At 62.8% G+C, this 23283-nt stretch carries 18 protein-coding genes; 8 read left to right on the top strand and 10 right to left on the bottom strand.

Translation table 11 applies throughout. The annotated features are described in order from the left end of the window. Positions 1 to 138 precede the first annotated feature (138 nt). Entirely contained in the window at positions 139 to 1209 is a 1071-nt protein-coding gene (locus ACZ6YI_RS13060; protein WP_465779038.1) for a LacI family DNA-binding transcriptional regulator, read from the top strand. A gap of 16 nt (positions 1210 to 1225) precedes the next feature. Here ACZ6YI_RS13060 and ACZ6YI_RS13055 read toward each other — a convergent pair whose 3' ends face one another. Both ACZ6YI_RS13055 and ACZ6YI_RS13050 read right to left on the bottom strand, forming a co-directional pair. Next, the gene (locus tag ACZ6YI_RS13055; RefSeq protein WP_440324610.1) at positions 1226 to 1453 is read right to left on the bottom strand and encodes a DUF3820 family protein; all 228 of its coding nucleotides are present in this window, start codon (positions 1451 to 1453) and stop codon (positions 1226 to 1228) included. Then, a complete protein-coding gene (locus tag ACZ6YI_RS13050; protein WP_440324604.1) occupies positions 1450 to 3030 on the bottom strand; it encodes a Gfo/Idh/MocA family protein in 1581 nt (526 codons plus the stop codon). The genes ACZ6YI_RS13055 and ACZ6YI_RS13050 overlap by 4 nt, the downstream gene beginning before the upstream one ends. Before the next feature lie 159 nt (positions 3031 to 3189). Here ACZ6YI_RS13050 and ACZ6YI_RS13045 point away from each other — a divergent pair, with 159 nt between their 5' ends. Both ACZ6YI_RS13045 and ACZ6YI_RS13040 read left to right on the top strand, forming a co-directional pair. Beyond that, the gene (locus ACZ6YI_RS13045) at positions 3190 to 3813 is read left to right on the top strand and encodes a trimeric intracellular cation channel family protein (protein WP_465779037.1); all 624 of its coding nucleotides are present in this window, start codon (positions 3190 to 3192) and stop codon (positions 3811 to 3813) included. A 149-nt stretch (positions 3814 to 3962) separates the two neighbouring features. After that, complete coding sequence (locus ACZ6YI_RS13040) at positions 3963 to 4781, top strand: alpha/beta fold hydrolase (protein ID WP_465779036.1); 819 nt, start codon at positions 3963 to 3965, stop codon at positions 4779 to 4781. A 118-nt stretch (positions 4782 to 4899) separates the two neighbouring features. On the opposite strand, the gene ACZ6YI_RS13035 is transcribed toward ACZ6YI_RS13040, so the two are convergent. Next, positions 4900 to 5322 carry a winged helix-turn-helix domain-containing protein gene (locus tag ACZ6YI_RS13035; protein ID WP_465779035.1) on the bottom strand — a complete coding sequence of 141 codons (423 nt, stop codon included), beginning with the start codon at positions 5320 to 5322 and terminating at the stop codon, positions 4900 to 4902. Between the two features lie 1171 nt (positions 5323 to 6493). Here ACZ6YI_RS13035 and ACZ6YI_RS13030 point away from each other — a divergent pair. Further along, positions 6494 to 9238: a sensor histidine kinase gene (locus ACZ6YI_RS13030; protein ID WP_465779034.1), complete on the top strand. Its 2745-nt coding sequence runs from the start codon at positions 6494 to 6496 to the stop codon at positions 9236 to 9238. On the opposite strand, the gene ACZ6YI_RS13025 is transcribed toward ACZ6YI_RS13030, so the two are convergent. After that, a complete protein-coding gene (locus ACZ6YI_RS13025) occupies positions 9228 to 9848 on the bottom strand; it encodes a response regulator (RefSeq protein WP_465779033.1) in 621 nt (206 codons plus the stop codon). The two genes, ACZ6YI_RS13030 and ACZ6YI_RS13025, sit on opposite strands and share 11 nt — an antisense overlap. 88 nt (positions 9849 to 9936) lie before the next feature. Between ACZ6YI_RS13025 and ACZ6YI_RS13020 the strand changes: the two genes are divergently transcribed. The 4 genes from ACZ6YI_RS13020 (at position 9937) to ACZ6YI_RS13005 (ending at position 13673) form a co-directional block, all read left to right on the top strand. Beyond that, positions 9937 to 10302, top strand: coding sequence for a hypothetical protein (locus ACZ6YI_RS13020; RefSeq protein WP_465779032.1), 366 nt, complete (start codon positions 9937 to 9939; stop codon positions 10300 to 10302). Positions 10303 to 10409: 107 nt separating this feature from the next. Further along, the gene (locus tag ACZ6YI_RS13015; RefSeq protein ID WP_465779031.1) at positions 10410 to 10790 is read left to right on the top strand and encodes a helix-turn-helix transcriptional regulator; all 381 of its coding nucleotides are present in this window, start codon (positions 10410 to 10412) and stop codon (positions 10788 to 10790) included. Between the two features lie 62 nt (positions 10791 to 10852). Then, on the top strand, positions 10853 to 11884 hold the full coding sequence (locus ACZ6YI_RS13010; protein WP_465779030.1) for a catalase family peroxidase: 1032 nt from the start codon (positions 10853 to 10855) through the stop codon (positions 11882 to 11884). Positions 11885 to 12098: 214 nt separating this feature from the next. Next, positions 12099 to 13673, top strand: a complete 1575-nt coding sequence (locus ACZ6YI_RS13005; RefSeq protein ID WP_465779093.1) for a GMC family oxidoreductase — start codon at positions 12099 to 12101, stop codon at positions 13671 to 13673. A gap of 16 nt (positions 13674 to 13689) precedes the next feature. Here ACZ6YI_RS13005 and ACZ6YI_RS13000 read toward each other — a convergent pair whose 3' ends face one another. The 6 genes from ACZ6YI_RS13000 to ACZ6YI_RS12975 all read right to left on the bottom strand — a co-directional run bounded on the left by ACZ6YI_RS13000 (position 13690) and on the right by ACZ6YI_RS12975 (position 23184). After that, entirely contained in the window at positions 13690 to 14070 is a 381-nt protein-coding gene (locus tag ACZ6YI_RS13000; protein WP_465779029.1) for a hypothetical protein, read from the bottom strand. Between the two features lie 188 nt (positions 14071 to 14258). Then, on the bottom strand, positions 14259 to 15542 hold the full coding sequence (locus tag ACZ6YI_RS12995; protein WP_465779028.1) for a sensor domain-containing diguanylate cyclase: 1284 nt from the start codon (positions 15540 to 15542) through the stop codon (positions 14259 to 14261). Positions 15543 to 15805: 263 nt separating this feature from the next. Next, positions 15806 to 16243 carry a DUF3617 domain-containing protein gene (locus ACZ6YI_RS12990; RefSeq protein ID WP_465779027.1) on the bottom strand — a complete coding sequence of 146 codons (438 nt, stop codon included), beginning with the start codon at positions 16241 to 16243 and terminating at the stop codon, positions 15806 to 15808. 74 nt (positions 16244 to 16317) lie between these two features. Next, on the bottom strand, positions 16318 to 18354 hold the full coding sequence (locus ACZ6YI_RS12985; RefSeq protein WP_465779026.1) for an alkaline phosphatase family protein: 2037 nt from the start codon (positions 18352 to 18354) through the stop codon (positions 16318 to 16320). A 208-nt stretch (positions 18355 to 18562) separates the two neighbouring features. Next, a complete protein-coding gene (locus tag ACZ6YI_RS12980; RefSeq protein ID WP_465779025.1) occupies positions 18563 to 20206 on the bottom strand; it encodes a multicopper oxidase family protein in 1644 nt (547 codons plus the stop codon). A gap of 689 nt (positions 20207 to 20895) precedes the next feature. Continuing rightward, positions 20896 to 23184, bottom strand: a complete 2289-nt coding sequence (locus ACZ6YI_RS12975) for a CocE/NonD family hydrolase (protein ID WP_465779024.1) — start codon at positions 23182 to 23184, stop codon at positions 20896 to 20898. Positions 23185 to 23283: the final 99 nt, after the last annotated feature.

Genomic DNA, 23283 nt, shown 5'->3' with positions numbered 1-23283 from the left:
GAAAGGTATAGCCCCATGGACCGCGCTGTCGCAGGGCGGTCCGAACATGCAAAGATATGTAACAGATGGATAAACGCCTACGCAACGATTTCATGTAATCCATTACATTGCGCTGCACAAAAGAGAGGGATGGATCACGTGAGTTCGGAGGGCGGCAAGCGGAAAAAGAAAGGCGTTCCGGCGAATGCTGCGCCGCAGCCTGTACGCGTGCGAACGGTGAAGGAGATCGCCGCGATCGCCAATGTGTCGGTCGCGACCGTGTCGCGTGCCCTCCAGCGTCCCGAGATCGTCAGCGAGGAAACGCGCCTGCGCATCCACGAGGTGGTCAAGCGCCTGGGCTACACGCCAAACGCGCTGGCGCGCAACCTGCGCACGGCGCGCACCCGGCTGATCGTGGCCCTGGTGCCGGACATCTCCAACCCGTTCTTTTCCGAGGTCATCCGCGGCATCGAGCAGGTCGCCTACGAGACTGGCTACTCGGTGCTGCTGGGCGAGACCCAGAGCAACCTGGTGCGCGAGCAGGCGTATGCCGACATGGTCGCCGCCCGCCAGGCGGATGGCATCGTCACGATGTTCCACCGCATACCGTCCATTCCGTTCGAAGGCCGGTTGCCGGTGGTGAACGCCTGCGAATACGTCAAGGACAGCGCGATCTCCAGCGTCTACATCGACAACGTCGCCGCAGCCACCAACGCGGTGGACTACCTGGTGACCCTGGGCCACCGCGATATCGCTTTCATCGCAGGGCCCGCCTCCAGTCCGATCTGCGTGGATCGCGAGCAGGGCTATCACCTTGCCCTGGAGCGGGCAGGGCTGACCTTCAATCCAGCGCTGAGCGCCGTGGGTGATTTCTCGATCGAAGCGGGCGAGCGTGCGATCGAGCTGTTCCTCTCGCAGGGCCATCCGTTCAGCGCGGTGTTCTGCTCCAACGACGAGATGGCGATCGGCGCGATGCGCGCACTGATCTCGCGGGGCCTGCGCGTACCGGAAGACGTCTCGGTGGTCGGCTTCGACGATATCCGTTTCTCGCGCTATACCTCGCCGTCGCTGACGACCGTGGCGCAGCCGAAGAATGCGCTGGGGCGCGAAGCGATGACCATGCTGATCGAACTGCTCAACGACCCCGAGGTACCGCCACGCAAGCGGGTGCTGTCCGCGGAGCTGGTCGTGCGCGGCTCTACCGGGCCGCGCAAGGATCGAGCTGCTTAGCAACGCGCCGGCGGCGTCAGCGCGCGGGGAACCGCCCCGTGCGCAAGGGATCCAGCAAGCCCTTCAGCCCGTTATGGTCGAGCTCGAGCGCCAGGGCGAGCAGGGTGCCCAACTGACCCTTCGGAAAGCCCTTGCGGGCATACCAGGCCAGATAGGCACCGGGAAGGTCGGCAATAAGCCGACCCTTGTACTTCCCGTACGGCATGGCGACCGTCACCAGGCTCTTGAGGTCTTCCGGCTTCAGAGCGTCCAGCCCGCACGGTAGTCGCGACGCAGGAACTGGTTGGCCTCCGGAATATTGGTGACCTGCATGTTCTGCGCATCGTACTCGATGCGATGGCCCGCCCGCAGGGAGACGATGCCGAGCAGCATCACTTCCGTCAGCTGCGCCGCGTACTCGAACGGCGACGTGGTCTTGCCCTTGCCCTTGCACGCATCGACCCAGTTCATTTCGTGTGAGGTCGTGATGCGCGTGTACTTCTGCGGCGGGGTGCCGACCGACTCCTGCAGGGACTGCGGTAGCAGGCGCGGGTTATCGCCGTAGGTTTCGTGCACCAGCTTGCCCTTGCTGCCGACGTACAGTGTGCCGCCGTCATGCATCTGGCCGGCACCCAGCGCTTCCAGTCCCGGCGGCAGCAGGTTGCCGTCGTACCAGGTGAGCCGCACCGGCGGCTTGTCGCCACGGGCGGGGAAGTCGTAGTACGTCATCGTGCCCGTGGGGTACGAGGCATTGTTGAACGGCGTCGAGACGGTTTCGATGGAGGTCGGGAAGCCGAGGTCCAGCGACCAGAACGGCGAATCGATCAGGTGTGCGCCCATGTCGCCGAGCGCGCCCATGCCCCAGTCGACCCAGCCACGCCAGTTGAATGGGTGATAGAGCGGGTGATAGTCGATTTCCGGGCCGGGGCCGAGGAAGAGATCCCATTCCAGGCCCTGCGGCTTCGGGTAATTGCCCGCCATGGCGTTGGCAAGTCGGGCGTTCACGGCGTCCATGTCCCAGCTCGTGGCCGAGGGCGCGGCCACGGGCTGCGGGCGCGGAATGCCCTGCGGCCAGTAGCCCAGCGGGCGGTTCGTCCAGGCATGGACTTCGCGCACTTCGCCGATCGCGCCGGCATCGATGTATTCGCGGATCAGGCGGGTGTCGTCCGTCGAATGGCCCTGGTTGCCCATCTGCGTGGCGAGCTTCGGGTTTTCCCGGGCCTTGCGGGCCATTTCGCGCGCTTCGAAGACCGACCAGGTCAGCGGCTTCTGCACGTAGACGTGCTTGCCGAGGGCCATCGCAGCGCTGGCGATCGTGGCGTGCAGGTGATCCGGGGTGGCGATGACCACCGCGTCGATATCCTTCCGCTCCTCGAGCATCCGGCGGAAATCGGTGTAGCGCTTGATCGAGTCGTACTTCTTCGCAAGCTGCTTGGTCAGGGCGATCTGCTGCTGGATCTCGAGGCGCCGCTTGGCGGTCGTCGCCTTGTCGAGCCGCGCCTGGGCCTGGCCGATGCCGTCGAACATCTTGCGGAAGTTTTTATCGGTGTAGCCCCAGTCCACGTCGCACAGGGCGACGATGTTCTCGCTCGCCAGGGCGCGGATGTTGTTGCCGCCCATCCCACCGACGCCGACGCCGGCGATGTTCAGGCGATCGCTGGGTGCCGTGTGGCCGACCCCGCCCAGCACATGGCGGGGCACGATGAGCAAGCCGGTAGCGGCAAGGGCCGTGCCGGCGAGGAAGTTGCGGCGGGAGAGTTTGATGTTCCCCTGAGTCTGGTCCGTTGCCTCCCCGGTGACTGGGGACGGCGTCTCGTTATCGAGCTTCGATTTGTCCGACATATGCGCTGCGATCTCCGTTTGGCTATCAGGAAGCGGTCGGGACGAAGCCCGGGTCCAGGAAGGCAGTTGGAGTTCATATCGCATATCGCTGCGAGATTCAATCGATCCAATAGCAGGGGGCACGATAGACTGGGGCCGGGAGTGCTACAGGGGAACGTCATGGTTCGGCAGCGCGTGGTGCTTATCGCCGATCTGGTCGGCACGGCCGTCTTTGCGATCGAAGGAGCGACTGCGGCGATCCATGCCGGGCTGGATCTGCTTGGCGTGCTGGTCCTTTCGTTCACCGTCGCATTGGGTGGCGGTGTTATCCGCGACCTGCTTATCGGGGCCACGCCACCCAACGCGCTGCGCGACTGGCGCTATCCGACGCTGGCTTTCGTCGCCGGGCTCGCCACGTTCCTGCTGCATGCGCAGATCGAAGCCGTGCCCATGATGTTCATGGTCACCCTTGATGCCGCAGGCCTCGCGCTGTTCGCCGTAGCCGGTGCGGAGAAGGCGATTGAATTCAACATCAGCTCGATCAGTGCCATCCTCATGGGTGCGGTCACTGGCTGCGGTGGTGGCGTTATCCGCGATGTGTTCCTTGCGCGGATACCGATGGTCCTGAATACGGATATCTATGCGAGTGCTGCGCTCGTGGGGGCAGCAGTTGTAGTGGCGGGGCGCCGCCTTGGCCTTGCGCCTTCTGTGGCGGCGTCGGCAGGTTTCATCGCCTGCTTCGCGGTGCGCATCCTTGCGTTCCGGTATGGGTGGCATTTGCCCAGGATCGTCGGCGCAGCCTAGGTGCGCTATCGAGCGAGACCATGGACGCCCAGGCTTCGGAACCGGAAGGGGGCGGTTGGAACAAGACTGTGAAAGAAGTCGCTGGCAGCATGCCCGATGCGTGGCGAAGCAACAGCACTTCAATCCATGTCTGAGAGGAGGTACCAGCGATGCCTACGATCACAACACCGGACGGCGTACAGATCTTCTACAAGGACTGGGGATCCGGCCAGCCGATTGTCTTCAGCCACGGCTGGCCCCTGTCGGCGGACGACTGGGATGCCCAGATGATGTACTTCCTTCACCGCGGTTACCGGGTGATCGCCCACGACCGGCGCGGGCACGGCCGCTCCGAGCAGGTCGCAACGGGCAATGACATGGATCATTGGGTCGCCGACCTCGCTGCCCTGACCGAACACCTCGGCCTCCGCGACGCCATCCACATCGGGCACTCCACCGGCGGCGGCGAGGTCGCGCGCTACGTCGCGCGGCACCAGGACCGGGTCGCCAAGGCGGTGCTGGTGGCCTCGTTGACGCCGAATATGTTGAAGACCGATGCGAACCCGGGCGGTCACCCGCAGGAGTGGTTCGACGAGGTGAGGGCAGGCATGCTCGGCAACCGGTCGGAGTTTTACCGGGCAGTCCCGGAGGGTCCGTTCTACGGATTCAACCGCCCCGGCGCCAAGCCATCTGAACCGGTGATCGCCAACTGGTGGCGGCAGGGCATGGCGGGTGGTGCCCACGCCCATTACGAGACCGTCGCCTCATGGCTGGAGGATTACACCGATGATCTGAAGAAGATCACCGTACCGGTGCTGGTCATGCATGGCGAGGACGACCAGATCGTGCCGTTCGCAAGTGCGGTGCCGCGTGCGGTCGACTTGCTTGCGAAGGGCTCGTTGAAGGCGTACCCGGGATTTCCACACGGCATGCTGACCACGCATGCGGATGTGCTTAATCCTGATCTTCTTGCGTTTATAAAGTCCTGACGGGGCGTAAGCCGGCCGATGCCGACGTCGCGGAAGTCCGAGTGGTGCATACCAGAAGTGTGCCACTCGAATTTCGTAGACAGCTGCACATCTCCTAACGTCCCGCTGCGCCGACCCTTCAAAGCTCGTCACCCAGTACAGGCGACGCATGCATGATGTATCCGCGACTGCGCACGGCACGGACGGGAAGTGTCTCGGCAGAGGCCCTGAAAACCTTGCTTCGAAGACGATGAATCGTCACCTCAAGCCGGTGGGGGTCAAATTCGCGAACGTCGCGCGCCAGCCGCTCGATGAGAGACATTCGCTCCACGGCACGCCCACGGCACTGGTAGAGCAGGGACATGATAAGACGCTCGTTCGTCGTAAGCGCGACTGCTACACCTCGCGCGGTTCGAAGCACCCAGCCGTCATCTTCCAGAAGCCAGTCCGGATCATCTGAAGCATTCGGAATACGCCGCGCCACACTGCGCAACGTCGCTGCCAATACGTCTCCAGGCACCGGTGTGACCAGATAAGCATCCGCGCCATCCTCAAGGACCATTACGTGGTCTTCGGTGCAATTCGCGGATGAGATGACGACGATGCCTGCCGTGCACACCTTCCGAAGACGCCTCAAAAGTCGACGCGTTTCCTTCGTCGCCGATCCTGTATCGAGTATCGCGATGTCGACATCGCGGTTGATCAGCGTTAATTCAAGAGCAGACGAACTCGTTACGACGCATACGGTAAAGCCACGGCCGCGGAGAACGGATGCCAGGGTTTGGCAGCGGGAAGTATGGCTACTCTGGAGCAAGGCGAGGGGGACGGACGAGCAGGGAGGCGATTGAGACATTTTCTCGCTGGCAGTCGGGTTCGTACGAAGCGCGAAACCTGATCACGTCGTTCGCGGGACAGAGCATGCGAGTAATTCGTTCACATGGGTATCGCCCGAACGAAGGCGGGCCTATCCCTCGAACGGGGGATGGTGGCACCAACCCATTCGCTCTCACGGTCGGAAGAAAGCTCACATCAACCTCTCGTTTTGACGTCCCCACAGTGAACGACTTAGGGAAGGACTCTCCTCTCGCACATTGGTTGAGCCTATGCTCCGTGGCTAACCATGTCGTGCGACCAATGAACAAGTACATTTACATTGAGTGCTCGAGGTGCGGGAAGCGCGGCAAGCTCGATGCCGATGGGATGGACCGTGGGGGCAGCATCGATCCCGTGGCGTTCTCTCCCCCAGAGGGCTTCCGGAAAGTGGCCCTGGGTCCAGACGCCGGCCAGGTCTTTCTGCTTTGCATCGTCTGCGGCGCTGCTGCGAGGCAGGGGTCTGCCGTGCACTGATGTGCCGGACGCCCCCGGGAGCCGGTGCACTACCCGCGACAAGTGCAACCAAACGAGGGCATGCTTCGCCAGCGACGCGGGCGGTGCCAGTCGCATAATGGTCCCGGGAGGGTATGCATCCAAACCGCGAGGCGATGCGTATAGAACGTAACCGACTGGTCACCATCAGGCGAGGCGCTGTGATAAGTGGCACGCTGAGAAGCGCGACCCGGACGCCGGGCCACCACTCCGATTCAGTGTGGTGGTGGGGTCTATGTCTGGCCCTGCTTTGCCTTTTCGCCGCTACGGCATCCGGTGAGCCCGCGCGGATGCCTGGCGAGATCGGCCTTAACCAACTCGAGTACTCGGTGATCACGGACGACCGATACCGACTCGAGGTATCACAGATGGCGCAAGACGCCGATGGCTTCATCTGGATGGGCACGCCAGGTGCGTTCCTACGCTTCGACGGAAGGGACTTTACCGAGCCCTTCCCTCAGCTCAATGCGTACCCGACCGTATTCACGGTGCTGTTGGGGCCCGGTCGGCGCATGGACGATGCGTGGTTAGGACATACGAGGTCGGGCGTCACGCACGTCGTCAACGGGAAGCTCATTCACTTCGAAGGCAACGGCTTGCCCACTGGAAGTGTGTTTGGCCTATTACGGGACCACGATGGCGTGGTGTGGGTGGCGACCACGACCGGCGTCGTGCGCTTCCTGCAGGGCCGATGGACCGCATTTCCACCATCGTACGGATACACAAAGCAGCACCCGGAGGGCATGGAGCAGAACGATCATGGTGATGTCGTTCTCCAGGACGCCGACCGGGGCATATTGATACTGCGCCGCGGGGCAGCAGCATTCACTCGGGGCACGGTCGAAGACTTCGTGCGCGCGAGTGCAAAATTTCCCGATACTGCGCAGTGGGAGCGATCCGGCCCCAGTGACGATGCACCGCTTTACTACGACCGGCATGGGTTTCTCTGGCACGCGGAGGACGCAGCGTTGGATCGCTGGCACTGGTCCGCGGGCAAGCCGATCGGTCTGCCCGATGTGCGCGAGTCCTTCGATCGGGGCAAGGGCAGTTCAAGCACGCTGTCCTTCAGCCTTCTTGAGGACGCCGAGCAGGATATCTGGGTGAGTACGACGAAAGGCATGGAGCGCTTTCGACGGCCTCATGTCACGCCAGTGCCGGTACCAGTCGACTATGCAATGGTGGCCGCCGCACCCGACGGGAGTGTATGGATCGCGAGCGCACTCAATCCGGTCTACAGGCGATCCCCTGACGGAACCATCGTGCCCGTACCCGGGCTTCCAAACGGCGTCACGGGGCTATATGCCGCGCCAGATGGCACCGTCTGGTTTGCCGGGATGAGCGGGTTACACATGTGGCGCCATGGGAACGTTACCAAGGTGGCACTACCTGAGGAGCTTGAAAGGGCCGGCTCACGCCTTCGGTCCATGGCGATGGATGCGAAGGGTGACCTCTGGCTGACAGCCACCACGTTCGGGCTCTACAGGTACTCAGGAGGGACTTGGCTTCGGATGAATGGGCGAAACGGCCTCGATAACGAGACACCGCTAGCTGTGGCAGCGTTGCCATCGGGAGATCTATGGATCACATACTCAGGGCAGCGAGGCGTGCGCCGTTCGACGGATGGCGTACACCGTACCGCTCTGGCATCCCCGCCGCTCGGCGAACTGATCGGGCCGGTTGCCCAGGATGGCGAGGGGCTTTGGATTGGCGCCACAAATGGCCTGATATGGGTGTATCGAGGAAAGGCATACCCCGTTCTGGTGCATGGTCCCGGCGTTATTCGCGGTATCGACGGTCTGGCGGTAACGGGTGAGCACGATCTGTGGCTCATGACCAGGTCGGGGCTCGTTCGCATCGTTGCCAGCGAACTTAAGGCGTTTTTTGCACACCCGGATAGACCGGTCCGCGTGATCAATTACGACAGCGGGGAACCGGCGACACTGGTCGGCGCCGCCGAACGCAGCATCAATTCCGTTGCGATCGACCGCGCCGGCACCGTCTGGCGCGCCTCGGCTGGGACCGCTGGGTCCATCGATCCGAGTTCCGCGATGTTGAATACCGTTTCCCCGAAACCAGTGATAGTGTCGCTGCAGGCTGACAATAAAGTCATCGGCACTTCCGGAGCTGTGCGACTCGCGCCGCTCACTCGCATGGTGCAGATAACTTACACGGCCCCCATGTTCCGCCATCCGGATCACGGTCGCTTTGAGTATCAATTGAATGGTGTTGATGACGCATGGCAGGATGCAGGTAACCGCCGTTCGGCGTTCTACACCAATCTGCCGCCGGGCGACTATCGGTTTCACGTGCGGGCTTACAACGAGGACGGGATTGGCGGAGCGGCGGAAGCCGTCGTTGCGTTCACAGTCGCCGCGGCGTGGTACCAGACTTATGTTTTTAAGATCCTGTGCGTCGTCACATTCCTCGGTCTCATCGCCTTTGCATGGCGGTGGCATCTCACCCGTGTGAGGGAGCGACTGCTCATCCGCGTCGATGAGCGTGAGCGTATCGCTCGAGACCTGCATGACACCCTATTGCAAGGAATACAGGGCCTGATCCTTCGATTCCATGCTATCCGGCAAGTCAGCGAGAAGCCCGAAACGCGCCAACTCTTCGATGACGCGCTGATGCGAGCCGACCAGGCTTTGGCCGAGGGGCGGGACAAGGTGTCGGCACTTCGTTCAACCGTCGACACATCGATGGACCTGGCGGAGGCGCTCATTAACGTGGGGGATGAGCTACGCCAGGACCGTGCCGTCGACTTCCGCCTGACGGTTCATGGTCGCCCGGTGCGGTTGGATATCGAATGTAGCGACGAGGTTTACCGTATCGCCCGGGAGTCTGTCATCAACGCCTTCCAGCACGGAAAGGCCACGCGCATTGACATCGACATTGAGTACGGCAAGCGCGTGTTCCAGATCATGGTTCGCGACGATGGCATCGGGTTCGACGAGATTTCAGCGGTGCGACTTGGACATTGGGGCCTTACCGGCATGCGCGAACGGGCAGAACGTATTCGCGCCGAGTTTGAAGTCAAATCGCATCCCAATGGCGGAACCGTCGTGACCCTGGCCGTACCCGCGCAACGGGCGTACCGCCGCCTCATTCCATGAGGAAGCCACGGCGTATGGCCAGCGCGGCGGCGTGAGTACGATCACGGGCGTTCAACTTGATCATGATGCGCTTCATGTGGGCCTTAACCGTTTCTTCCGTAACGCCCAATGCCTCGCCGACCTCCCGATTCGAGTTTCCTTCGGAAACCAGCGACAGGATCTCGACCTCGCGACGCGACAGGGTCTGGCCGGCCAGGCCTTGCGCAAGGTCAGCTGCCACCTCCGGGGGAATACGCATGCGTCCCGCGTGCACGCACCGGATCGTCTCCACCAGCTCGGAGCGAAGCATTCCTTTCAGGAGATATCCAGACGCTCCTGCCTTGAAAGCGCGGAGTGCCTGCACTTCGCCCTTATAGGTCGTCAGTACGATAACCCGAGCGCCAGGATCCTCACGCTTGATTGCCACGATGGCGTCAGCGCCATGCATGTCGGGAAGCTTCAGGTCCATGAGCGTGACATCGGGTCTGAGGCGCCTGTAGGCCTCAATGCCCTCCGCGCCAGACGCTGCCTCACCAACAACGACGCAGTCCGGCTCCACGGCCAGCACGGCGCCGATGCCCTCGCGCAGTAGCGCATGATCGTCTACCGTGAGTACGCGTATCTCGTTCATGCCAGCCTTCCTTACCCCCGTTGGGGTAGCAAATACTCCCCCGATTGCGGAACTGCAAGCGAAGCCGTGGGCGCGTAGTGTAAGACCAATGCTCACTCACCTTCCCTCGTATCCTGGCGGTGCCGCCGGCGTCGGCCTTCTGATCGCCCGGGTGGTGTTGGCAACCCTCGTATTACTGGTTTGCGCGGTGGCGGTGCGGCATGTCGAACTGTGGGGATGGGTTGTCGCCGGTGTGGCGGCACTACTGAATACGTGCGGTTTTCTCAGCCGATGGGCATGCGCACTGGCGGCGGCGTCGGTGTCTGTCCAGCTCGATACGCCGGTTATTTCGGGCGGCATGATGGGCGCGCTGGCTGTAGTAGGGACGGCGACAGCACTTTGCCTGCTCGGTCCCGGCGCTTACTCGGTCGACGCGATGCGGTTTGGGCGAAAAGTGTTCCGCCTGCGTAGCTGATGCCGACGCTATCCCTCGTCCGGGGGATGGGATTTGCCCGACTTGGGAATACCGAAACGGCAGCGAGCGTCCGAGGATGGGGCCAACGCAACAAGACGGTGGCCGCCATGAACATCACGGACCAGTCGATCCATCGGAGCGCCCCTCGCAGCCGCGCCAATAGGCAAGTGCCTGCGGCCATGCAGATCATGACCGAGGAACTGAGCGTCCACGTCGATCTGACCGCTGTCGCGCGTGCATGCCGCTTATCTGCAGTCACCTTGTCGCGGGCGTTTCGTCGTACGACGGGCATGCCACCGTTGCGCTGGCTGCGTGCTCGCCGCATCGAGCACGCGCTTTGCCTGATGACCGATCCGACGCTTTCACTCTCAGAAATCGCATACCGCTGCGGATTTTCTGATCAAAGCCACTTCACCCGTGTGTTCGCCGCGACGATGGGCCAGCCGCCCGGGTGCTGGCGGCGCGGGAAAGCTGACCTCGCTGCCTGACCGCAGTGCGTTGTTCCTGTGCCATCACTCAATCAGTCACGTCACGCCGGGAGATTGCAGCCATGCCAAGCCGTCCGCGTCACATCGCCCTGTACTGCGCCCTCGTCCTCGGCCTCGGGCTGGGGATAACCATTCCAGCGTTGACCGTATCCGCTCAGGAAGCGCTACCCGCCAAGCCCGACCTTACCCAAGGGCAGCAGTCACCTAACGACCTCGTCGGTGCCCTGCATACTGCCTTCGGAGAGCACCATGCTCGCGCGGTGCATACGAAGGGCGTGATGGTTGAAGGAACCTTCACCCCGGATCATGGCGCGGTGGCTTATACGTCTGCCCCTATCTTCTCGGGTGGACCGCTGCAGGTTAAAGCACGATTCTCCTTGTTCGCCGGTGTCCCCGACATCCCGGATACCGACAATGGCGCGGCGCCCACTGGCATTGCGATGCGGATCCTGGCCGCCGACGGCAGCTCCTACGATCTGGCCAGCGACCAGCACGATGGCTTCATCGTCGCCACGAGTGATGAATTCGCAACGTTCTTGCGCGCCGTCGGGGCGAGCGGTCCCGGTACCCCCCATCCGACGCCCGTAGAGCAATTTCTCGCAAAGCATCCCGAGTCGAAGCATTTCGTCGAGACGCTGACATCCCCGGCTTCGTACGCCACCGCGACGTTCTTCGGGATTAATTCGTTCAAGTGGACTAACGCGGGTGGAAAATCCTCATACGTCCGTTATCGCTACGTTCCCCGCGCGGGAGAGCATTACCTGAAGCCGGCGGAGTTGAAGGCCCAAGGGCCCAACTACCTGCAGGATGACATGGTTGCCCGCGTGAAGAAGGGGCCAGTGATTTTCGACTGGTATGCACAAATCGCGGAGCCGGGCGACAAGATCGAGAACCCCGCCATCGCCTGGCCGAATACTCGAAAGCTCGTGAAGTTGGGAACGTTCACGTTCGATCACCTGCCGGACGATCCAACGGCCGAAGACAAGCGCTTCACCGTTTTGGTGGGACAGCCACATCCGGGTATAGAGCCGGCTGATCCGATGCTCGTCCTGCGCAACAAGGCCTATCCACTCTCCTTCAAAGACCGTCAATAGCGATGTTGTACCGATCAGGAGTTTGACATGCGCATGGAATCGTACGCGCGTTGGCGCGCGGAGCCCCTGGCTGGTCGGCTCGGCCTGAGCCAGGGGCAGCTAGAGGGTCTGCCTGACGATTTCCTGATCGACGAACTGCGGACGCGCCTCCGCAGGGGGCCTGCCGCTTTCGCCTTTCTACCCCATAGTTTCCCCGCTGCAAGAGATAGTGATTATGCCGCTGTATCACTCCCCCCTCCCCCAAGGAGTGCTCGACCAAACCTTTGACTTCATCGTGTGCGGTGCAGGTCCCGCCGGATCAGTAATAGCTTCGCGCCTGTCCGAGAACGCTGGTGTACGCGTCCTGCTGCTAGAGGCAGGTGGCGACGATCTCGTCGACGATGTCTTGCTCCCGGGCCGCTGGCCCGCGAACCTTGGCTCGGAGCGCGACTGGAACTTCATTGCCTCGCCCAACCCCCATCTGGGTGGCAGGGCCATCCCGATGAATATGGGACGGGCGCTAGGCGGCGGATCCGCCATCAATGTGATGGTTTGGGCCCGCGGCCACCAGAACGATTGGGACGATTTCGCCGTCGAGTCAGGCGACGACGCGTGGAGCTACAAAAACGTCGTCGACATCTACCGCCGCATCGAGAGCTGGCAAGGCCCGGCGGATTCCCTGCGTCGTGGAACCCGGGGTCCGGTCCACGTGGAATCAGCACGCGACGCGCAGCCCATTGCGCATGCCATGGTCGATGGCGCCAAAGCCATGGGCATCCCCACGTTCGACAGCCCCAATGGCGAAATGATGGAGGGACGCGGTGGGGCTGCCATTAACGACCTCATCATTCGCAACGGCCGTCGATCGTCGATTTTTGAAGCCTATGTGCGCCCTAACCTGAATCGCCCTAACCTGATCGTCGCCACGGGCGTGCTTGTTCTGCGCGTCGTGTTCGAAGGGCAGCGGGCCGTCGCCACCGAAGTGCTGGTCGACGGGAAGCGGCACGTGATTCGCGCGACGACCGAAGTCATCCTCTCCATGGGTGCCGTCCACACGCCAAAGGTTCTCATGTATTCGGGTATCGGTCCCGAAGACGAACTGCGCCAGCACCAGATCCGTACGGTGGAGGTCTTACCTGGCGTCGGACGCAATCATCAGGACCACGTCGCCTTTGGCTGCATGTTCGGCTACAAGCATCCACAGGTCATTGGTAACGGTGGATCGGAGGCTACGTTGTACTGGAGCAGCGATGCACAGTTGCGATTGCCCGACATGTTCCACTGCCAGATCGAATTCCCAGTACCGAGCGCTGAAACGGCCGGCCCTCATGTCCCGGCGCATGGTTGGACCATGTTTGCCGGCCTCGCGCACCCCAAGAGTCGGGGAAGCCTTCACCTGACTGGTGCGTCGCCAACGGATCCGGTCCGCATCGAAGCCAACACGCTTTCGCATCCCGACGACATGGCCACGGCCCTGGCGAACATCGAGCTTTGCCGCGAGCTGGGAAGGCAATCGGCGTTTGACGACCTCGTCACGGGGGAAGTGATGCCTGGTTCGCTTGGCAAGGCGGAGATGGAGGAATATGCCCGGCGTGCGGCCGTGACCTACTGGCATCAGTCCTGCACCGCGCGCATGGGGCGCGACGCCCGGTCTGTGGTCGACAGCAAACTTCGCGTCTACGGGACCGAGAGATTGCGTGTCGCCGACGCCTCGATTTTTCCGCACGTGACCAGTGGAAACACGATGGCCCCCGCCACGGTCGTCGGCGAGCGCGCCGCGGATGAGATTCGCGCAGCATACCGGCTCTAACGAACGGACCTGGCGTTCAATCGAACGCCAGGTCCTGACCGTCGGGTAGCAAATAAACGAAGGTCCATTCATCGAAAGCGGCGATGCCCGCCCTCATCTCGGGAACGACACGCCAGCTGGTGCAGTCGACCTGGACCAAAGGTGAGCCTTCATCTGTACCGATCCATCGCACTGTCGCGAACAGGCCATCGCCGATGACCTCCAGACGGCCTTCGCGCGGCCCGGATGCTGGATCGGACATGGCATCGCCCAGGCGTACGGCAAGGCCATCACCGCGTAGCCCCGTGGCCATGACCATGGCGCCGATGCCACCCAGGTGGACTAGTTGCGTCCGCCGCTCGCCGGCTAGCACCATGCCGAGCGGCTCTTCGCCAACACGATGCTTAACGAGGACCATGTAGGTGGTTTGGGGGTGAAGCGGGGAAACGAAGATGTCACCAGGGCGAAGGCGGCCAGCGGCAGTGGTGCGAAGGTCGCGTAGTCTTGTGGTGATCATGGGCCACCTCGCCGCAGAGAGATGACTCCATTGCAACTTCTCCTGAAGCCAGGGTCTAGAACGCTCCGGTCGCTATTCGCGCTGTGATGCTATCTAACGTTGCCAGCACGGCGCGCCCGACGTTGCACGTAGAGGACCTGATCAGCACGAGCCAACGTTCGCTCAGCGGACTCGCCCGGTGCGTGCGCCGCAGCGCCGAGGGTGAAGCCACAGGGCGCCGATGCAGCATCAGAGGCAAGGCGTGTAGCGAGCATGCCGGCTGCATCCTCATCGACTTCCGGCATCAGTATCAGGAATTCATCGCCACCCATGCGCACGACGCGGTCGTCCGGGCGCGTATGCCGAAGGAAAAATGCCGCCATCTGCACCAGGACCTCATCCCCCCGGTCGTGCCCGAAGGTGTCATTGATGGCCTTGAAGTGATCGAGATCCACCATCACGCAGGCCCAGCGCATATCGCGCCCTTCGCCCTGCGTGAATTCCGCTAGATAGCGCCTGTTGTAACAGCCGGTGAGTGCGTCTCGTATCGACCATTCCCTGAGTTGCTCTTCCTGCTGGACCTGATCGGTGATGTCTTGCGCGTGACCCAGGACGCAGGTCTCACCATCCAGGGTGTCAAGGACGTTGTGGTACTGCCAGATCCGGATGCTTCCGTCAGCGGCAATGAACCTGAGTCTGCCCGCATCGCTGCCTCGTGCGGCAATGCGAGACAAGTACCTCTCTACTCCGCGTGCATCCTGTCCAGGCATCAGGTCAGCAATGCTCCGTCCAACGAGTTCGGCTTCGGCAAATCCCAGTGAGCGGCACGCCGACGGATTAACGGAACGGAGTATTCCGCTCAGGTCGTGTGTGCAGATAAGGCCGAGGCTATAGGTGAAGAGACTCCGGAAGCGGCGCTCGCTTGCGATCAGCGCATCAATATCCCGGCGTCGGTCGGTGATGTCCTGAAACGCACCGATCAGACAGGACGGCCGGCCATCCTGTTCTTCGGGGGCGCCCTGGGCGCGCACCCATATATGTCGACCCTGCGCCGTCGTCAACGGCAGCTCCAGGTCCCAGCTCTCCTTGAATTCGATGCCGCGCATCACAGCCGCCTCGAGAACGGCCCTAACCTCGGGCTCGTAATATGCGATGGCTTCGTCGAGCGTGGGACGATGCTCGGGCGGACGATCGTGGATGCGGCAGGTTTCCGCAGTCCAGGTGAGGGTGCCATCGGCCAGGTCCAGCTTCCATCCGCCTACGCCGGCCACCCGCCCGATACGGTCGAGGAACCGCTCCGCCTCGGCGAGGCGATCTTGGACATTCGCATCCGGGGAAGGGGCGAGAGTGTCTGCAGAAGGGGCTTGCCCCACTTCGCTAGACCCTGGCGTCATGACCTGTCCTTTCGCTCGATGGGGCGAAAACGCCCGGGAAGTCTTCGTCCAGACTCCGCGCGGCGACCGGCACCTATGCTTACCCCCAGCCGCGCGAGCTGCTGGCCACCCCCCATCATAGAGCTACCAGCCTGCGTCGTCGCTCACGCTTCCTCTCAATGAGGTGGCGTGCTTGTCCAGCGGGGCACCCGCCATCGGAATGACAGATACGTCATTGAGGGTGCGTCCCAGGACACACTACGGCGCTAAAGGCCGCTGCCACGTCAATCCTGCGGGCTGGTGCAGGCAGCGTAGCGGGCGCCCTCCACCTGCGTAACCTCGCCGCGGCCTTCGACCGTGACGCTGCCGGTGTAGTGCTTGGCGCTATCGAAAGCCACGTGTGCCGAAGCCTTCGTGCCCGTCTTGCAGGTGAGGTTCCATGCCAGCGACGTACTGCGGCGTTGCTGGTCCGTGGCGGTGCACTCGCCCTCCGCGGGCGTCCACGCGGCGAACGTGGTCCAGGGGTCGGCACCTTCATCGACGCAATGCCAATGCACCTCGGGTGAGCTTGCCTTTCCGTTGACCACGTGTCGGAACAGGATCTTCCACAAGCCGGGCATGGCACCGAAGTCACCGGGATCCGCGCGTACCGGTGTGATCGCCATCATGGCGAGGGCAAACGCGGCGACGGCAAGCGGGGTGAGCAGGAAACGCTTCAACATGATTCGACTCCTTGCAACACGAAAACCCTGCCCGCTTTCGCGGGCAGGGTCGTTATCGAATGAACCGTGTGCGATCAGTCGGCGACCGCGGCGGTGTCGCTGACATCCTTCCTGGTGAAGTTGAACATATCCATGAGGTTGCCGATGGCCGGCGCATTCACCGGCACATACGGATGCTCGCGGAACGACACCGGGTTAGGCAGGTTGTCGCGGCTGCGGGCGGAGATCTGATCCTTCAGGTTCCAGTTGGCCTCGACGAATTTGTCGAACGAGACATGGTCGTAATACGTGTGCACGACCTTGCCGCCCTGCGAGTACTTCGACACCACCAGCAGCGGGATGCGCGTGCCGTCGCCGAAGAAGTCGATCGGCTGGATGTAGCCAGAATCGTAATAGCCACCACCTTCATCGAAGGTCACCATGATCACGGTGTCGTCCCACACCTTCGGATTTGCCTTGGCCATCTCGACGATCTTGCGCACGTAGCCTTCGAACAGGTCGAGCTTCGACGAGGCCGGATGACCATCGAGGATGCCATCCGGCTTGGCGATGGAAACGGCCGGCAGCGTGTCGTTCTGGATGTCGTCGTACAGGTCGTTGATGTCCTGGTTCTTGGCGCGCAGTTCCGGGTCGGTCATGACCTGCGTGGAGTACAGGAACGGATCGCAGATGTTGCAGAAGGTGCCGGCCTCGCCGTCTTCCTTGCCGCCACCGAAGCCTTCGCCATAGTACTTCCAGGAAACCTTGTGCTTCTCCAGCAGCAGCGCGAGGTTTTCCTGCGTGGTCGGCGGGATAGTGAACTGGTCGGCGCCCAGCGGAGCCGGCGTACCGTCACCCATATAGCCAGGGTTGTAGTTGTTCACGAGGTAATAGGCCTTGGCCTTGCAGTCCGTACCCTTGAACGTCAGGTAGGGCAGCGAGCGAAGGTAGTTCTTGATCTGCTTCACGCCCGGCTGGCTTTCGTCGGCGCACTCGACGTACGAACCACCACCGTAGCCATCCTGCACCCACCAGTTGTTGGTACCGAATTGCGAATCCGGATTTTCGATCTGGTTTTCCGGCGGGGTGGCGGGATTGCCATTGGCGTCGGCGTAATAGATCAGCGTGCCATAGCCAAGCATGATGTGGTTGGCACCCGTGCCGCCCATCACCGACTGGTGGAAGTTGTCGCTCAGCGCATACTTCTGGGCCAGCTCCTTGAAGTAAGGCGCATCGCCCTGGGCCATGTTCAGGAACTGCATGGCGGTGGAGCCTTCACCGGTGGTCTGGTCGTTGAAGTTCGCCGGCAGCGGAGCGCCGTTGTTGCCCGCGCCCATGGTGGTTTCGACCCAGGGGAACAGATCGTTGCGACAACCGCTCGGGTTTGCCGCCGTGGCTGCCTTGGTATCGCAATCCAGCTGCTGCCACATCTGGAAGAAGCGATGCACGGGGCTGTTGGCATAGGCGTCGTAGCTGATCGACGCATGCATGTCGACCGGCGCATTGGGGAGCGTGGCCGGGAAACGGGTATCGACCACGCCGTTGGGCAGGCCCGTGCCGCCGGCGGCGAGCATGTCGTAGGCGTCATCGGGCAGGGCCGGTTCGAGCGCCTGCGCCTGCGCTGCAGAAGCAAAAGGTGCCGCGGTGGGTGCGCCACCGGTGTTCATCTGCGGAAGCGTCTTGTACTTGCCGGCTTTCTTCGGCGACATATCGAACTTGCCGGTGCTCGAGGCCATGAACTGCCTGGCGAGTTCCACGTTCGGACCCGGCGTGCCGTCGGCATTGACGATGCCCTTGGACAGCAGGTTATCCACCGACTGGCCCTTCGGCGCGGTGTAGGTGCCATAAACGTGATCGAACGTGCGGTTCTCACCGATCAGCAGGATGACATGCTTGATCGGGGTGACGGTGTTGTTGCTGTTGTCCTGGCCGCGCGGCGGCTTGTGCAGTACAACGACGCCGCCGGGGAGGCCGGGCTGGTTCTTGAAGGGAGCCACGGGCACGTTCTTGCGGAACTGCGCGTCGTGGTCGGGCGGAACGGTGTCCTGGGCGCTGACGAAGCCGGCGAGGCCGACAGAAAGCGCACCAATCAACAACGGCGACAGCCGTGTGCGGCGCAACCAAGTAACCATGTTCGGATTTCTCCCTACTGGAAGTCTTCCCCCTGATGCTTATCGACGTAGGTTTTGGTTGACCCGTCGACCGCCGTGAGCATCTGCCCCGCATATGACGAATCGTTGGCATGGCGGCGACAATGCGCGAGGACGTGATGACGTTAACGTGTCAACGCAAGATATTGCGAACAATGGTTCCCGTCGCCGCAAGAAAGGGTTGGACGGCTCACACCAGTTCGTAAGGACGCATCATTTCGTTGTCTTCGTGCTCGAGGTAATGGCAGTGCCAGACGTATTTGCCTGGCTCGCCGTCGAAGCGCGTGATGATGCGGGTGACCATCCCGGGGTCGCAACGCACGGTGTCTTTCCACCCGGCTTCATGCGCGGCGGGTGGAATCGCCGGCCCGGTGAACTTCAGCTCCTTGCGGGCGTTCCACGCGAAGAGATCGAACGGACGGCGCTCCAGTACCTGGAAGCGCACAAGGTGCAGGTGGATGGGATGGGCGTCGCCCGTCACGTTGACGAACGTCCAGGTTTCAACCGTGCCTTTTTTTGGCTTTTCACTGATGGGATCACTCCACATCTTTCCATCAAGCAGCATCGTCATTGGGTTGCCGCCCGAATCGTCCTGCTCGCCCAGTGCAAGCACGCGGTCCTGCACCGCCGTAGCCGGATCGATGCGCTGGACCGGCCGCAATGCGGCAGGTACCACCGAGGTATCGCGGCGGCCTTTGGCGCGAACGCGGAACTCGACGATACCGTCGGCCTGGTGGCGTAGCTGCACCGACTGGCCTGCATAGGCACTGAAGTCGACGATCACCTCGGCACGTTCGGCCGGATAGAGTTCGATGTTCAGGCGATCTGTGGGTGCGGCCAGCAACCCTTGGTCGCTGCCGATCTGCTGGAAGGGCTTGCCGTGTGACAGCGAGAGGTTGAAGAAGCTGGTATTGGCTACGTTGGTTAAACGAAAGCGGTAGCGGCGCGGCTCGACTTCGAGATACGGATACAGCTTGCCGTTGCAGAGCACCGCGTCGCCGCGGCATTCGGACACCCAGGGTGCCTCGGGATCGTCCGAAACCGGGTAATAGAGCTTGCCGCTTTTCGCGAGCAGGCGGTCGTAGAGCATCAACGGAATGTCGAACTCGCCCGAGGGCAACCCGAGGGCTCGCTCCTCTTCATCGTGCACATGGAAGCTGCCGAACAGGCCGGCGTAGATGTTCAGCCGCGTAATGCCCATGGCGTGATCGTGGTACCACAGGGTGGTGGCGTCCTGGTCGCCCGGGTAAAGGGCAGTCAGCGACTTACCGGGCACGTACCAGTCTTCAGGCCAACCGTCGTTCGGCGCGGAGACGCGCGCACCGTGCACATGGGTGATGGTGCGAACCTCGGGCTTGGATTTCTCCGCGCCGTGAATACCGTGATCGATAGGCAGGAAATGCCGGGTAGGGAGTTCATTGGCCCATTCCACCAGCACCGGCTCGCCACGGCGCGTCACGATCGTGGGACCCGGCGTGGATCCCGCGTAACCCCATTGCGGTGTCGGCGGCAGATCGCGGTGCACCCTGGCACTGAATGCCTGCATTGGCATGCGGTAGAACGGCAGTTGCCGGCTTCCGAATGCGGCGTGGGTACGTTTGCCCGTGGGTATGGCGATCGGTGGCACGGGCAGGGGATCCACGAACTTCGCCATGGTCACCGGGTTCACCAGCGGCACGTTCGGCGCGGCCAGGCCCGGCATGGCCATGCGTTGCTTCATCGGCATGGCCATCGGCATCTCCATTGCCTGGGCTACCCGCAAGGTATCGACGAAGACGCATGCGCCGGCTAAGCCGCCAGCGACGCCCAGGAAACGGCGTCGGGAGTTATCCATGGGAAGTTATCGTTGGTTGCCTGTCGAGCAATCGAACGTAGGTCGGGTGGATGACAAAGATGTTTCAATGCGTTCTGGTCAGCAGCGCGTGGAAGCCACACGACTAACGCGGCATTTTCACCGAGCCGTGGCCGGCGTGGCGTAGGCGTGGTCCCCTATCGCATCGACCATGCGAGGATGAGGCCGACAGGAAGCAACAGCCAAAGCACCACGCCCAGACACCCACGCGATTGACTTGGCATCCCGCGAGCTTCGTGCGGCCGCCGCGGCTGCGTCGCCAGCCACGCCCTATGGCATGGGCCGCAGTAGAAGCGTTCCTTGCCCATTCGCCACGCGCCGATGGTGCGGTGGTCGTGTGGGAAGGTCTTTCGGCAACGGGCGCAGTTGTAGTATGTGCTCTCCGGACGTCTCGGTCGTCGAAGGAATCTCGCGAGGGAGAACGCGACGACCACCGCGATGACCAGATAGGGCGCTACGCTCTCCATGTGATACGAATCCCCAGGGTCCGATAGTGGCAGCGGCACCGGCTGCGCGGTGCCGGATGCTATGCGAGCCAGCTCGTGGCCCGGCGTGGGCGCATTAAATCGCGAGTTTCCTCTGTGGCGCCAGTCGTGTCACGCCGGACGGTTTATCCAACTGTTCGAAAGGGACTTCAAGATGTTTGACGGTATAGCGACTTAATCCGTCGCCTAAGGAGATGTGGGCTCCTTCGGCGCGCTGGCTGTGGCGTTCATCGTCACCGGAATGTCCAGATAACTGCCCGGTAGCCAGCTCAGGGTCAACGGCGTGCCAGCATCGGCCGCGGTTTCATCGCTAACCGGCTTGCCGCTGCCCATGTTGATCGAGGACCCGGGGTCCTTGACCACGGAGACCACTGCGACCAGACGGCTACCCGGCTCGAACAGGCGACTGGTCGTCCGCCCATTGGTGAATGTTAGTGTTGTCGGCTTGCCCGGGCTCAGCAGTTGACGGTGCGAGCGGTCGCCGATGTAGCTGGCACGGGCGAGGTAGGACGACAGCGCGAAGTACGTGCCGTCGGCCTTCTTCTCGTACAGCTGGATCGCCACATCAAAGTCGCGCTTGTTGGTGACCACCTGCAGCGAGCCGCTGAACAGGCCACTGATCTCGGTGCCTGGCGCCAGGGGTTCGCTGGTGAAGACCAGGCCGTTGCGGTCGTCGATCGCTGGATCGGGGGCATCATCGGCAGGGAGGTCGTCGCGCCTGGCCAGGTCGACGGTCAGCAGGGACGGCTGTTTCGACGGCTGGTCCGCGAGGGAAAGCGCCTTTCCGTCATTGGCCAGGTAAAAGCGACGACGGCCGGCGGACATGGCCTCGATGGTGGGCGCGTGCTTCCACACATTCGCGCCCATTACCTCGTAGTTGATCCTGTCGGCGAGCAGCGCAGGCTTCGGTGCGCCGCGGAACACGTAGTCGAACCACTGGTAGCGGATATCCCGGCTGATGTCCTGCTTCGCCACCGGATCGATGGCATAGCCATGAATCACCGGCGATGCCCGACGCTGGGCGCCCACGTGATCCCATGGGCCGATCAACAGGTAGTGCTCGGCCTTCGGGTTGTAGCGATGGTGTTCGCGCACGTAATACAGCGCGCCGATCTGGCCGCCGTCGAAATAGCCCGTCGTGGTCAGCACCGGGATGTCGATGTCGGCGAACTCACGGCCGTACGGAATCATCGCCTGCCAGTAGGCATCGTACGAAGGATGGTCGAGCCAGCGCTGGAAGATCGGGTTGGGCACGCCGTTCAAGGCATCCAGCTCGCGAAACGCGCGGCCGCTCTGGTACCAGCGGCGGTATAGATCGTTCCAGTGCTTGCGGTCGCCATAGCGGGTCTCGTCAAGGTCCTTGCCGCTGGTCGTGTACGGCACCCAGGAGTACACGAAGGTCCACGACACGTTTCCTTCCATCGGAACGTCGATGCCCGGCGCCACGGTGACCGATGGCATCAGCGCGCGCAGCGCCTTCGGCCTGTGCTTCGCCGCTGCCCACTGGGTGAACCCGTTATAGCTGCCGCCGTACATGCCGACCCGACCGTCGCTCCAGGGCTGCTTCGCGATCCAGTCAATCACCGCGTCGGCGTCCACCCCGTCGTATTCGTAGGGCGTGGCGCGATCGGGGCTAAGGCCCTTGCCGCGCGAGTAGCCGACCACCGCCGCATAGCCGTGCGCGGCAGTGAGACGCAGCTCGGTCGTCGACCACCATTCGTTCGCGTAGATGGTGAAGCCGAGCAACGTGGGCAGTCGTGCGCCGTGCTTCTTCGGCAGCATGAGCATGGCCTCGACCTGGGCGCCGTCGGGCGTCTTCACCAGCACCGGCGCGTGCAGTTCGTAGCGGCGGGCATCGTCCTCGGCGATCAGCGCGTCGGTGAAGGGGCGATAGGCGGTGTAGGACTCGGCAAGTTCATAGGCCTTGAGCAACGCGACCGCATGCGCGACGTCGATGGACGTCTTGCCGCTCTGAGCATCGCGCAATCGGGTGTAGTCGGCGCGTAGCGCCTCGGGTTGCGGGCCGTAAGGCTCCAGAGCCGAGCCGAAGCCGGCGATGACCTGCGACGCCAGGACATCGTCCCACTTGGCGGACATGTCGCGGAAGGCGCGGGCGAAGGCGTCGCCGAAGCTCAGGTGTTCGGAGGCCTCGAGCCGCCTGGCTCGCGCGTAGAGCTGGAAGCGGATCGCCGGCGCCGCGTCGAGAGGCCTGGGCCCGGCCAGCCTTCGCGCAATCAGCTCGGCGAGGCTGCCCTCGGCGTCGCCGTAGCGACCGGCGGCCAGCTGCAACTGGGCGAGGGTGTCGAGTTGGGTATCCGGGTCGTCGTCGCGCCAGACCGCAATGGTCTGGGTCGCCAGGTCACGCTCGGCTCCGCCGGTAGCGTCCGCACGCCAGGCCAGGGCGGCCGGCGGCGCGGCCCACGCGGGGAGGCTGGATAAGGCGAGCATAACGCCGAGCAGCAAGACCCTTCGCATGAGGAACACTCCGCTGGATTGCTGTCGATGATGCCAGTCTCTCGCTTGGGGCGAGGAGTGCCGTCAGGCATGGAGTCCAAGGTGGTCCGGGAACACGAT

This window comes from Luteibacter sp. NPDC104163 (assembly GCF_055584245.1).
This window is presented reverse-complemented; position numbering and strand designations above follow the sequence as displayed.